We start from the raw sequence: 12,730 nt of genomic DNA on the forward strand, positions 1-12,730 counted from the left end.
CTGCAACGATTAATTCAATGGCCGGGAAAAAATGGCGGAGAAAAACCGCATCACCAGCGATGGCGCTGCGGATTCAATCGGGCAGAAATCACCACAGTAGGGTGATGAAACGGGGAAAATCAAAGTCAGAAAGCGCCTGCGCAACCCATCCCCGCTACAGAATCAGCGCGGCTCCAGGCGCAGCAGCTTGCCCCGGGGATGATCAGTGAGCAGATACAACAGGCCATCGGGACCTTGAACAACATCGCGCACTCGCTGCCCCACCTCGCCTTCATACAGCCGCTCCTCCGCGACAATACGCTGCCCATCGAGGGTCAGCCGGGCAAGAAACATAAATTTCAGCGAGCCGACAAATAAACTGCCCTGCCATTGCGGATAAGCGTCGCCGTGATAAAACGTCATTCCAGAGGGCGCGATGGAGGGCACCCAATAGTGCTGCGGCTGGGCAAGGCCCTCGCGCTCGGTGCCAATACCGATCTTGCCGCCGCCGTATCGCTCGCCATAGGTGATAATGGGCCACCCATAGTTCACGCCAGCCCGGGTCAAGTTGACTTCGTCGCCACCCTGGGGGCCGTGCTCCACCGTCCACAAAGCGCCGCTGGTTGGATGGATCGCCGCTCCCTGCACATTGCGATGCCCCAGGCTCCAGATTTCGGGCAGGGCACCCTCTTGTTCAACGAAGGGATTGTCCTCGGGCACACGACCGTCAGGCCAGATGCGAACGACTTTACCGTGGTGGTTATCCAGGGTTTGGGCATCGGCACTGGCGCGCTGGCGATCACCGAGGGTAATAAACAGACTGCCATCCGGCGCAAATGCTAGGCGCGAGCCAAAATGGCCTTGGGAGGGAAATTTGGGCGACTGGCGAAAAATCACCTCCAGATCGCGCAGGCCCTCACCCGCCAGTTTTGCCCGGGCCACCGCCGTGGAGTTTTCGCCCCGGCGCGGCCCCGGCTCGGAATAACTGAAGTAAATCCATTCTCCCCGCACGGCAACATCAAGCAGCCCACCCTGGCCACCCACAGCAATTTCCGGCAAGCCTTGCAACGGCGCACTCACGCTGGCGCCATCAACGATCCGCAAGGCACCGCCGCGCTCACTCACCAGAATCCGACCATCCTCAAGAAAGCCCATGCCCCAGGGATGCGCTAAGCCACTGGCAACGGTGACGAGTTTAGGCGCAGCGGCATTTCCGCAGCTCGCGCCGCCGAGGAACAGGATCAAAATGAGGGTAATCCAACGAGAGCTCATGGCAGATTCCAGATCAATGTGAATCGATGATGACGCATTGCCTGCCATAGTGGACCAGTCGGTGAGGCAATGCCAACGATCGGCCCCACCCACCAGCACAGCTATCAGCATTGCCGGAAGCCGGCCTTACTCTACCGTCTCAAAATCAGTTCGCACCGTGCGGCCATCGCCGTCTGCCCGGAGATATTGCTTGCTGTCGACCCAGCCGGCATCGGTGTAAAAACCCCAGCGACGCACTTTGGGTCCGGTGATAAACAAGGTGAGGCTGTCATTGCTGCGCAGCAACAGCCGATGGGGGGAGCGGCCCATTCGGAAGGTCAAACTGCCGGTTTGCAGCGTGCGCGACCGGCTGCGGAGCTGCTCAAAAATTTCGCCGCGCAACACCAGCGAGCCATTGAACAGCCAAGGGTGATCGTGGAGATTTTCGTCGGGGTCGTTGCCCTCCACATGGTGAAGGTAAACGTTGAACAGACGATTGCGGGGGATGACGTACCAGCGCGTCAGGTAATGGGTACCAATGACTTTGGCGGGCGCCTGTTCACAAATCCGATCGGCCATTTGGCGCGCTCGCGCCAACAAGAAACCCGGTAACTGCATTGCCCTAACGTGTGCTCCTCAACAGATCTTTCTGTGGCCGCCGAGATAGACTGCCGGCGGCAACCTGGCCGGTCACCCGGCAAGGAGCGAGACTTTACCAGCAAATGCCCCCCGAAGCATCCGGGACATCCGCAGTCAGTGCAACACCTCCACCGACACCGGCACCAAGCCCAGGCGCAGGTCGGCGATTTCCGCAAAGGCCGCTTTTGACAGGTCGATAATGCGCCCGCGGACAAAGGGCCCCCGGTCGTTAATCCGGACTACCACACTGCGACCGTTATTTAGATTGGTCACCCGAACCTTGCTGCCAAATTGCAGCGTGCGGTGGGAGGCCGTCATTGCCTGCTGATCAAACACCTCGCCACTGGCAGTCTGTCGGCCATGGTATTTCTGGGCGTAAAAGGACGCGGTGCCGCGCTCAAGCGCACCACCTGAGACGCTTTCTGTGCTGGCACAAGCGGCCAGCACCAGAGGCAAAGCGACGCTGATCAATAAAAGAAATTTGCGGGATACCATCATCGTAAGAACGCGCGAAACAGAGCTTGCATTGGCAACCGCGGCCGCCAAAAGTTCCGCAACCCCGGAGTTAGACGCCGATGCTGGCCAGTTTCACCATAATGTCTTTGAGAATGCCCGCGGTGGTGGGATGTTCGGCTTCGAAGTGCGACATCATTTCATCGACCCGGTCCTGCAAGCTGGTATCTTCCAATACAAATTGGGCGCCGCTGCCCAATTCCCGGTCAATATCGTCAATCAACGCATGTAACTTGGCCCGATTGGCATCATCGACGGCCAGACTGTCCACTTCGCGCTGCAAGCGCTGCAATTGCTCGTGAAGGTGTTTTGGGTCCATTGCGACTCTCCAGCAGATACCACCTACAGCTTAGCACTGAATCGCGGCGAATCTACACCAACCAGATCGACCCCGGGCCTCAGTGATAACAGCGCTGCAACAGCCGGCGACTTTCCCGCTGGCAGTGCTCGAAGGCATCCCGATTCCCCTCTTCTTCATAAAACCGCCCCAGCATCTGCAAGGAGAATTCCACATTGCGCTGTAACGGCAGCGCCCTGCCATCCGGGCTGCGCAGTACCTTGAGCAGGCGATGATGGACCGCCAGAAGGCAATGCTGCTGCAGGTCAGTGTTGCCAGTATTGGCAAAACACTCGGCGAGAAAGTGGCCCGACACCATAAAGCGGTCCAACGAGGTCAGGCTTGGCACCCGCTCCGAGGTCAACAATAAATCGCTGAGTTCAAAGCTACACCCCAGATACCGCACGGCCATACGCCACTCCCGCTCGGCAAAGGCGCGGCGCCCCGCCGCCATCCACTCATCCCAGCGCGCTTGAGCGACACTGGCGTCCTGGGCCAACTGTTGGCGGTGGGCCGAACAGAGAAATTGAAATGCCATGTTGAATTCCTTCCCATGATAGCGCTTTGGTTATTCGCACCCACCGCCCGCTGCGTATCAGCGCATCACATTGAGCAGAGGATTCGACCAGCATTATTAAATGATAATGATTCTCATTTGTAAAGCTATTATTTGAATTCACTTCTCAGACTGCACGCTTCGACCGAGACCACCCGAAGTGGTTCAGCAACGTCGGTGAGTAACATGAAATTTGTGATCTAGGGATCACCAAGGCCACGACAACGCGAAAACGTCACGCTGTTATTCGCTAGCGGCGCTCCCTCGGATCACAAAAGCGGCTTAATTGCCCGCTTCAGCTGTAATCCAACAGATAGGGCTGTTTATAATTGCCGACTCCGTTTGAAGGAATGAGGAAGCAGCATGGATTTCCAGGCAATAATCGATCAGTACGGCCCCGAGGCCAGTGCCGTGGCATTGCGCATCGCCGGCGCACTGGCCATTGTCCTGGTGGGTTTCTGGGTGGCCAAATTGGCATCTGGCCTACTAAACAAGACCCTGAACAAGCGTGGCTTTGACCCCACCCTGACCAACTTCATCAGCAAATTGATTTTCACCATCGCCATTGCGGTGGCCATCATTCCCGCCCTGGCCCATGTTGGTGTGCAGACAGCATCCGTCATTGCCGCCCTCGGCGCAGCGGGCTTGGCAGTTGGCCTGGCGCTGCAGGGATCCTTGTCCAACTTCGCCGCCGGCGTATTGATTATTGCCTTCCGCCCCTGCCGGGTTGGCGACTGGGTTGAGGCCGGCGGCTGCTCCGGCACCGTGGAAAGCATCAGCCTGTTTTCCACCACCCTGCTCACGGGTGATTACAAGCGCATTATGATCCCTAACTCAAAGGTGATGGCGGGACCGGTGACCAACTACAGTGTCATGCCCCGGCGACGCATTGACCTGGTGGTCAGCATTTCCTACGGTTCCGACATGCAAAAAGCCAAGGACATACTGCAGCGCTTGGTGGACGCCGATGAGCGCATCATGAAAGATCCAGCACCGACCATTAAAGTCAACGAAATGGCACAATCCTCCATCGACCTCATCTGCCGCCCCTGGGTCGCCACTGGGGATTACTGGCCAACACGCTGGCAGCTTGTTGAAGACATCAAGCGAACCTTCGATGCCGAAGGCATTGAAATTCCATTCCCACAAATGGATGTTCACTTTTACAAAACCGCCGAATAACCCATCCCCGTACAAGTCGGGTGGCGGGTCACCGACCGGCCACCCCCGCCGACTTTTTACTTGTTAACGCACCAAATGAAGGGAGTAACATGAAAACTTATCTCGCCGCGGCATCGATCGCTCTTATCTCTGCCAACGCCCTCGCGCAAGAGCCCCCCAAATTGTGGAAGGGCGACGTTCAATTCGGCTACAACCAGACCGAAGGCAACACCGACGAGAAGAATGTGTTTGGCAAAGTCGATGCGAAGCGCAAGAACGGCAGCTGGACCTATGATGTCCACGCCGATGGCCAAAACAACCAAAGCGATGGCGAGCGCTCGGCAGAAGCCTACTTCGTCTCCAACCGGCTGGCCTATGATTTCAGCGAATTCAACTACACCTTTGGATACGCCGGCGTGGACAAGGACCGCTTCAGCGGTTACCGCTACCAGGCAACCCTGGCGGGCGGTTATGGTCGACGCATTTTTAAAACCAGCAATTTCACCTGGGACGCCGAAGTAGGCCCCGGTGTGCGGGTCAGTGAATACGACGCCGCCAGCGACGATGGTGATGGCCAGGTTACCGAAGCCATTTTGCGTCTCTCTACCGAGCTGGAATACGCGCTGTCAGAAACGGCAAGCCTGACCCAACTGCTCAGCGTGGAGTCCGGCGACGAAAATACCGTGACCAAATCTACCACTGCCCTGAAAACCAAAATCGTCGGCGGCTTTGGCTTGAGCATTAGTTACATCATGGAGTACAACCAAACCGTACCTCAGGAAACCGTTCATCTGGACCGTCAGACGGCCGTTACCCTGGTGTATAGCTTCTAAGCTTTGCACCTCGAGGAAACTCGCAAGATCAGAGAGAGGCACCGCAAGGTGCCTTTTTTGTTGGTGACAAATCTGGGCTGCTATTCAGTGCCGACAAAGCGACAACCCGCCTTGTTTTTTCCAGAACCTTGGGTCTTCCAGAACATCACCCAGGCCGGTTGCATTCGCCGCTGCCTCAGGCTAAAACAGAGTCAGAACCTACTTTGCCGAGGTCGATGTGACAGATAGTAAAAATAACTTTCACAGTTTCGCCGAGTTTTACCCCTACTACCTCCGCGAGCATCAACACCCCACCTGTCGGCGCCTGCACTTGCTGGGCAGTCTGCTTGTGGTCGCGACGCTGATCTGGGCCCTGCTCAGTGCAAGCCCGATGCTGCTATGGGCTCTGCCAGTCATTGGCTACGGCTTCGCCTGGGTAGGCCATTTTTTCTTCGAGAAAAACAGACCAGCCACCTTTCGCCACCCGCTGTACAGTTTCATCGGCGATTGGGTCATGGCCAAAGATATGCTGACCGGTCGCCTCCCCTTGTGAATCGAACCGACGGAGAACGCCGATGACAATGGATATACTCACCAGCGTCCTCGGCGGGTGCAGCCTCATCAATGGCGCGCTGTTGCTCATCAGCAGCCTCTACCTCCATTTGGCGGGCGATTCAGCCTATCGAATTCAACGATCTTTGTTCCCGGTCAGCCGTGAGCAATTCTCGATGACCGCCTACCGCTTTCTCGGCTTATACAAGCTGCTGTGGATATTCTTTAACGTAGTGCCTTACGTAAGCCTGAAATGGGTTGCTATCAGCTAGCGCCAGTAACCCGCATCAGCGAATCACCCAGCATCGCAACCCTAAGCGCCAGGTGAGTCGCCTTGCCTCACCCGCAAGCATTGTTTACAGTCCCCGCCCGCCTTCCCGACAAGCTAGAGAAACCCTATGAGCGCAAACGCCCTGATTATCGCCGCCCCCGGCAGTGGCCACGGCAAAACCCTGGTGACCGCCGGCCTGAGTAAAGTGCTGCTGGATGCGGGCAAACGCCTTCGCGTGTTCAAGATGGGCCCCGATTACCTAGACCCCGCCTTTATTGAACATGCCACCGGGCTCCAGGTGCGCCAGCTTGATTACTGGATGCAAAGCAGAGAGGAAATTGAGCGAGAACTTGCCCGGGCCTGCAACGAAGTGGATTTCATTCTGATCGAAGGCGTCATGGGGCTGTTTGACGGCGAACATTCTGTGGCCAAGCTGGCCCGGGATTTTGACCTGCCGGTGACCATTGTTGCCGATGCCTCGGCTCAGGCCCAGACCTTTGGCGCGCTGATGCACGGCCTGGCCCAGTACGACCCTCAGGTGCGGGTTGAAGGCGTCATTGCCAACAAAGTCGGCAGCCCCCGTCATGCCAGCATGCTTGCCGAGAGCGTCCGCTTGCCGAGCAAGTTTATCGGCGCCATCCATCGCGACCCTGCCCTTGCGGTCCACGAGCGCCATTTAGGCATTGATGGCGCCAGAGAGACGGGTGCCCCTGCTGCCGCCGCAATGGCAAGTAGCGTAGCGGAATTTATCGACTCTCTACCCTGGCAAACGCTGTCATTGCCACTGACGCCAGAGACGATCGAACAGCAACAACCCCTGACAGGTCGCAAAATTGCCATCGCCCGCGACCAGGCACTGAACTTCATCTACCACGCCAATATCGACTTTCTGGTCCGCCAGGGCGCCGAGGTTGTTTTTTTCTCACCGACAACCGATGCCGCCCTGCCCGAGTGCGATGCGCTCTACCTGCCCGGAGGCTACCCGGAACTGCACGCTCACTCACTGGCAAACAATCAGCCCATGACCGCAGCGGTCAAGGCCCATATCGACAGTGGAAAGGCCTGCGTGGCCGAGTGCGGCGGCATGCTGTACCTGCAACAATCCCTGAGCCACGATGGCAATGAGCACCAGATGATCGGTATCTTTAACGACCGGGCTGAGGTGCAAGCGCGATTTGCGGCACTGGGGTATCAGGAGCTGCCGGGCACTCGCTTGCGGGGCCACACCTTTCACTACGCCAAGCTGCAAAATGACGATCAGAGCGAGCGCAGCGCCTATGCCGATGGCCGGCCCGGCGAAGGCATCTACCGCTACAAAAACACCGTCGCCTCCTTCGTGCACTGGTATTTTTCCTCGGACCCGGCAACCGTGTGCGACTGGTTTATCGGTAGTGACTGACCCTTGGACGCCTCATCTCGCACCAGACCACTTCCGCTTATCTTGGCCGGGAACACGCCCCTGCCTGAGTTCCGCCGTATTGAACGGCGGCCTATGTCAGGCCAATCATGTTCTCAACTTGCAGGTTTCTGGCGAAGAGAGTGACGAGCCTCCGGAGCAAACCCTGCAGCGCTTCGCCGATCAACATCATTACACCGGTACGACCGTGGCAATGATGACCGCCGCTGCCATGACTTCACTGCGCCACAGCCAACACGTGGTCGACGGCCATGAAATGGCTTTATTTGTTAGCTGTGGTTTAAGCAATGCCCGCTGCGCAGGCGACCCGGCAGACTGGCACCCGAGTGAAACGATGCCTAGGGGCACGATCAATACGGTGTTCATCACCGACTTTACCCTGCCCACTGCCACCATGGTGGAGATCAGCAATTTGCTGACCGAAGCAAAATGTCACGCGCTGCGTCGCATGGGCGTCCTCAGCCCGGTCTCAGGCGAAATAGCCACCGGGACCGGCACCGATAGCACGGCCGTGGTAGGCGGTCACGGCAAGGTCCAGCGTTGGTTCGGCAAGCACACCCGCGAAGGCGAGATCGCCGCGCAAATGATGACTGCGTGCCTGACCCGCAGCATCAACCGGCAGAAGTAATGCATCTGCCTGGATGGGCCTGCATCCGCAACGCGTTTTCCGTCAATTTACAACTGACCCAGGTAGCGCTGTAAGGTCAGCTGCCAGGCATCCCCCCGGGTCTCTTCCAACAGACGCTGATTGAGCACCTCCCGCTCGGGAAAGTCTTCGCGCAATCCCAGGGCATACTCCTGCTGACTACCGGCGAATTGAAGAATATCCAGTTGCTCGTCGCCATCGCGCAGCAAATAGCGCAGGATGGCCTCATCGTAGACCAACGCATCGGCGCTGCCATCGCGCAGGGCTGCCAGCCCCTCCTCGGCAGAGGCCACTGTCTTGGCCTTGATGCCGCGCAGCGTCAGCGCCTGTTGCCCCGTTGAGCCCGCCACCACCAGCGTGCGCGCCTTAGCCAGATCTTGCAGCCCGGTGACCGCGGTGGACATCTGGTTCACCGTGACCGACGACGCAATAGCGGCGGTAAAGCTGGAGATGGTAATCACCGAGACAAACATCCAAATGGTCGCCAGCAACCGTCCAGCCTTGGTCACTGGCGCCTTGTCCCCATAGCCGACCGTGGTCATTGTCACCGCCGACCACCAGAAACCGTTGCCAATCCCTTCGGAGAGACTACCGCCAAACTGCTCGGGATTCCGTTTGCGCTCAACCAGCCACAGCAACGCACCAACGGCGAACAGCAGCACGGCCAAAACCCCAACTGCACTGAGAAAGGCAGGGGAAACCAGTTGCACCAGCAGCGCCAACCAGCCGCTGTCCTGCACTGGTGTGGCTATGCCCAAGCCCGTGGAGAAAAAAGGATGACTGAAATCCATTACCGCTTCGCGCTCTGGTGTCATCGACAGGGCACCCACGGCCACATCAATCTCGCCGGTGGCCAGCGCATTGATCTGGGCCTCGGCGCTGGCCAGCGGAACCCACTGGGTTTCCCAACCCTGTTTCAACGCAATACTGCGCCACAACTCCACAGACAGGCCACCCCACTCACCGTCTTCCATTTTCACCACAAATGGCGCAACGGGCTTAACACCCACTTTGAGCGACATCGTCTCATTGCTTTGTGCAAATGCCAGCGACGGCAAACCGACAATAAGCAGCAATATAGCTCGAACCATAGTGGTCATAACCTTCCCCTTTTCCCTTGTATTTTCACCCAGATACCGCTCACAGCGGCGCAATGATTATTGAGCACGCCAGTACGACTTACGCCAGTTTGCCCGATCTGGAGCAGTATTTCCTGACGCACTCGGCGGGTTGCCGAGTAACGCTTGGTATCGACGCACCGCGCGAAGACAACCAATCTCGAATTCTAGACTGAAAATTCCAAGGATTTTGTGCGCTTCCTAAATTTGCATCCCTCTGGACATCGTTTTATGGTGAAAAGCGCTTATTTCAGGGAGAAAACCAATGGCCTTACGCAACGCCGTACAGCTCATCTGCTATCCAAACCGCCTGGGCAACAATCTCGCCGACCTCAACCAGGTGATAGAAAAGCACTTGAGCGATGCCATTGGCGGCGTTCATATCCTGCCGTTTTTCCCGTCGAACGCCGATGGTGGCTTTTCGCCATTAACTCACAAAGAGGTCGATCCCGCCTTTGGCGACTGGGCCGATATCGAGAAAATATCCAGCCGCTACGACCTCTGCTGTGATCTAACGGTCAACCATATTTCTGACGAGTCGGAAGAATTCAAGGATTTCATTCAGAATGGCTACGCCTCGGAATATTCCGAGTTGTTCGTGCATGTCGACAAATATGGTGAGATCACGCCAGATGACCTGGCGAAAATTCATATCCGCAAAGAAAAGGAACCCTTCCGGGAAGTGCAATTCGCCAACGGCCAGAAAGGTCGCGTGTGGTGCACCTTTACCGAACACCAGATTGACCTGAACTGGGAGTCCCCACTCACCCACCAACTGATGGAAAATTACATCGGCTTTCTCAGCCAGCGCGGCGTAAAGCTGTTTCGGCTGGACGCCTTTGGCTACACCACCAAAATTATTGGCACCAGTTGTTTCCTGGTAGAGCCAGATGTGTATCGCAATCTCGACTGGATCAACGGTGTGGCTCATCTCCACGGGGCGGAGTGCTTGCCAGAGGTTCACGATCACAGCAGTTATCAGTACGCCATAAGCCGGCGCAATATGCACCCCTACGGCTTTGCGCTGCCGCCATTGCTCCTGTACACCCTGCTCGACAACAACAGCGTTTACCTGAAGAACTGGCTGCGCATGTGCCCGCGCAATATGGTGACAGTGCTCGATACCCACGACGGCATTTGCATCCCCGACGTTGAGGGGGTGTTGCCCGAAGAAAAAATTCGCGCCTTGATCGACAATATCTCGGCCCGCAGTGCGGACCCCATTCTGCGCCGCTCAGCGGCGAACATTCACAGCGTCGGCGCCATTTACCAATTGACCTGCACGTTTTACGACGCGCTAATGCAAAATGACGATGCCTACATTGCCGCCCGGGCGATTCAATTTTTCAGCCCCGGCATTCCCCAGGTCTACTACGTTGGCTTGCTGGCAGGCTGCAATGACAACGAACTGATGGAGCAGACCGGCGAGCTGCGCGACATCAACCGTCACTACTACAGCCTGGACGAGGTGGACGAAGCCATTACCCAGCCAGTGGTTCAGCGCCTGCTCGAGTTGATGCGCTTTCGCAGTAATCATCCCGCCTTCGATGGTCACTTCGAACTGAATTATTCAAACGACTCCAGCGTTTCCATGGGCTGGCGCCACGGCGAACATTACTGCCGTCTTTTTGTGGACCTGAATTTCAAAACCGCATACATCGAGCATGTGGACCCGGAAAGCGGTGAGATGCTGCGTTTTCAATGCTGAGGCGCACAGCCGCGAAAGCGGTGTAAACCCTGCCAAGATCGCCGTCAGCCAAGTGAGTTTGTTATTATCGGCACTCCACAACCGGCGGCGACTCTGTCATGCGCAATGCAATCCTTTTGGTGCTTCTTACTTTTTTGATCGCTTGCTCCGGCAAACCCAGCAATGCCGAACTGGAGCGCCAACTCTGGGCCAGCCTCGAAGCCGATGGTGTTGGCGAAATTTTCAGCCTGACCGAGTTCGAGAAACTTAATGGCTACGAGAAAAGTGATCGGATCTACATTGCCGATGTACGCTATCAGCTGACCTTCAGGAAAGACCTGGAAGCCTGGGCAGAAGAAATACAACAGAGTAGCGAGGACAAACCCTTTGAAGCCTTTGGCGCCGGCATGGGATTAGTCGCCCTGCAGTTGCGCTACGGCAATTTCAAGGCCGGGGATACCATCAGCCAGGCAGACAAAATCACCTACATCAAAACGGAGAAGGGCTGGCGAGTCGAAGACTAAGGCGAGCACACTAACCGCAACCATTAGAAATGGTTTTGGTTAGCGGTGGGACAACTTGCGCAACAGTGTTCTGTCCCGAATGGCTTTCACCTTTCCCTGCTCGGCCTCATTCACCAAGGCGGTCATTCGGCGATTGGCCGCGGCAGACAAGCCCACCGACTGGGCCAGGGCCGAGACCGCACCGCAAAGCGCGTCGATCTCGGTTTTGCGCCCCCGCTGCAGATCCTCCCACATTGATGAGCGAGCCATCGGATCAATCGCCAGCATCTTTCGGGCCAGCAGGGTAAAGACCACATTGGGTAAGCGCAGTAGCCCCGGCAACCAGGTGGGCGGCAATCCATTGATGCGCGGCAGCTTAATCTCGCTTCGCGCCAGGGCGGCCAAAGCCTCTTGCTGCAGCAGCGCCAGGCATCGACGAAAATCGCGCTGGGCCAACTCCTCTCGCAAGGGCAGACCTGACAGCGCATTGATCGGATTATTCAAGTTGAGCAGCAATTTTGACCACAACAGCCCGGTCATATTTTGGGAGGTTTCAAACACCGTGCCAGAGACAGCAAACAAGGGCGCCAACTCCCGGCTCTCCGGCGCATCTTCCACCACCACCATGCCCTCGGTGCCGGCATGAAAACGCCCCTGGCCCAGTTGCAGCACGTTGAAGGTCACCGTACCGGCAAGCACCCGATGGCCAGGTAAATGGGCCTGCAGAATCTCGGCATTGCTCACCCCATTTTGCAGGCTGATGATCACCGCATCCTCCCGTAAACAAGGTCTGAGCTGATCGGCAATCGCACGGGTGTCGCCCGACTTCACCGCGACCAGGATCAAACCCGCCTCGTCCAGCGCGTCGATATTCTGCCGGTAATCCAGGGCAACCGCGGGCAAATGATGATGCAGGCCACGGTAATCCGTGAGCGTCAGGCCATGCTCGGCCAGCTCGTCATCCAAGCGCCGGCGACCGTGCAAACGCACGCTGGCCCCTGCCATCTGCAATACACCACCGATAAAACAGCCGATACTGCCAGCGCCAATCACCGCTACTCTCGTTGTCACCGCCGCCCTTCCCCTTGCGATTGCCAGAAACCTGCCGATGACCACCATTTCGGCAGATTTATCATCAAGATAGCGCAAACCGCAGCTAGAGCAACCTGTCTCCCCCAACTGCCTACTGGCCCCCGAACAAATCCGTATACCAGCTCGATGCACGCTCTCTTATTCTGGCTCCAGTTGACCGAAAATTACGGCGCTGTCATCCAACAGTCACTGTCAC

General features: G+C 57.1%; 15 protein-coding genes. 8 read left to right on the forward strand and 7 right to left on the reverse strand.

Translation table 11 applies throughout. The annotated features are described in order from the left end of the window. Positions 1-162: 162 nt before the first annotated feature. The 5 genes from NCG89_RS04955 to NCG89_RS04975 form a co-directional block, all read right to left on the reverse strand. Positions 163-1,362 carry a PQQ-dependent sugar dehydrogenase gene (locus NCG89_RS04955; protein WP_251088664.1) on the reverse strand — a complete coding sequence of 400 codons (1,200 nt, stop codon included), beginning with the start codon at positions 1,360-1,362 and terminating at the stop codon, positions 163-165. Between the two features lie 15 nt (positions 1,363-1,377). Further along, positions 1,378-1,809, reverse strand: coding sequence for a hypothetical protein (locus NCG89_RS04960; protein ID WP_251088665.1), 432 nt, complete (start codon positions 1,807-1,809; stop codon positions 1,378-1,380). Between the two features lie 174 nt (positions 1,810-1,983). Then, positions 1,984-2,367 carry a septal ring lytic transglycosylase RlpA family protein gene (locus NCG89_RS04965; protein ID WP_251088666.1) on the reverse strand — a complete coding sequence of 128 codons (384 nt, stop codon included), beginning with the start codon at positions 2,365-2,367 and terminating at the stop codon, positions 1,984-1,986. 67 nt (positions 2,368-2,434) lie between these two features. Then, positions 2,435-2,701 (reverse strand): DUF4404 family protein, encoded by a 267-nt coding sequence (locus NCG89_RS04970; RefSeq protein WP_251088667.1) that lies wholly within the window; start codon positions 2,699-2,701, stop codon positions 2,435-2,437. Positions 2,702-2,780: 79 nt separating this feature from the next. Then, complete coding sequence (locus NCG89_RS04975) at positions 2,781-3,257, reverse strand: hypothetical protein (protein WP_251088668.1); 477 nt, start codon at positions 3,255-3,257, stop codon at positions 2,781-2,783. Positions 3,258-3,638: 381 nt separating this feature from the next. Here NCG89_RS04975 and NCG89_RS04980 point away from each other — a divergent pair, with 381 nt between their 5' ends. From NCG89_RS04980 to NCG89_RS05005, 6 genes are all read left to right on the forward strand, one after another. Then, on the forward strand, positions 3,639-4,457 hold the full coding sequence (locus tag NCG89_RS04980; protein ID WP_251088669.1) for a mechanosensitive ion channel family protein: 819 nt from the start codon (positions 3,639-3,641) through the stop codon (positions 4,455-4,457). A gap of 89 nt (positions 4,458-4,546) precedes the next feature. After that, positions 4,547-5,269, forward strand: a complete 723-nt coding sequence (locus tag NCG89_RS04985) for a DUF481 domain-containing protein (protein WP_251088670.1) — start codon at positions 4,547-4,549, stop codon at positions 5,267-5,269. Positions 5,270-5,486: 217 nt separating this feature from the next. Beyond that, positions 5,487-5,801, forward strand: coding sequence for an Mpo1-like protein (locus NCG89_RS04990; protein ID WP_251088671.1), 315 nt, complete (start codon positions 5,487-5,489; stop codon positions 5,799-5,801). Positions 5,802-5,823: 22 nt separating this feature from the next. Next, positions 5,824-6,072, forward strand: a complete 249-nt coding sequence (locus NCG89_RS04995) for a DUF6868 family protein (RefSeq protein ID WP_251088672.1) — start codon at positions 5,824-5,826, stop codon at positions 6,070-6,072. Between the two features lie 126 nt (positions 6,073-6,198). Further along, positions 6,199-7,470, forward strand: a complete 1,272-nt coding sequence (locus NCG89_RS05000; RefSeq protein ID WP_251088673.1) for a cobyrinic acid a,c-diamide synthase CobB — start codon at positions 6,199-6,201, stop codon at positions 7,468-7,470. A 79-nt stretch (positions 7,471-7,549) separates the two neighbouring features. Then, positions 7,550-8,116, forward strand: a complete 567-nt coding sequence (locus NCG89_RS05005; protein WP_251088674.1) for an adenosylcobinamide amidohydrolase — start codon at positions 7,550-7,552, stop codon at positions 8,114-8,116. Positions 8,117-8,163: 47 nt separating this feature from the next. On the opposite strand, the gene NCG89_RS05010 is transcribed toward NCG89_RS05005, so the two are convergent. Next, positions 8,164-9,234 (reverse strand): transporter substrate-binding domain-containing protein, encoded by a 1,071-nt coding sequence (locus NCG89_RS05010; RefSeq protein ID WP_251088675.1) that lies wholly within the window; start codon positions 9,232-9,234, stop codon positions 8,164-8,166. 283 nt (positions 9,235-9,517) lie between these two features. Between NCG89_RS05010 and gtfA the strand changes: the two genes are divergently transcribed. Both gtfA and NCG89_RS05020 read left to right on the forward strand, forming a co-directional pair. Continuing rightward, positions 9,518-10,960, forward strand: coding sequence for a sucrose phosphorylase (gene gtfA, locus NCG89_RS05015; RefSeq protein ID WP_251088676.1), 1,443 nt, complete (start codon positions 9,518-9,520; stop codon positions 10,958-10,960). A gap of 98 nt (positions 10,961-11,058) precedes the next feature. Further along, a complete protein-coding gene (locus NCG89_RS05020; RefSeq protein ID WP_251088677.1) occupies positions 11,059-11,463 on the forward strand; it encodes a hypothetical protein in 405 nt (134 codons plus the stop codon). Positions 11,464-11,502: 39 nt separating this feature from the next. Here the strand turns inward: NCG89_RS05020 and NCG89_RS05025 are convergent, their stop codons facing one another. Further along, positions 11,503-12,513: a 2-dehydropantoate 2-reductase gene (locus NCG89_RS05025; RefSeq protein WP_251088678.1), complete on the reverse strand. Its 1,011-nt coding sequence runs from the start codon at positions 12,511-12,513 to the stop codon at positions 11,503-11,505. Positions 12,514-12,730 lie beyond the last annotated feature (217 nt).

This window comes from Spongiibacter taiwanensis, from assembly GCF_023702635.1.
GTDB classification, from domain to species: Bacteria; Pseudomonadota; Gammaproteobacteria; order Pseudomonadales; family Spongiibacteraceae; genus Spongiibacter; species Spongiibacter taiwanensis.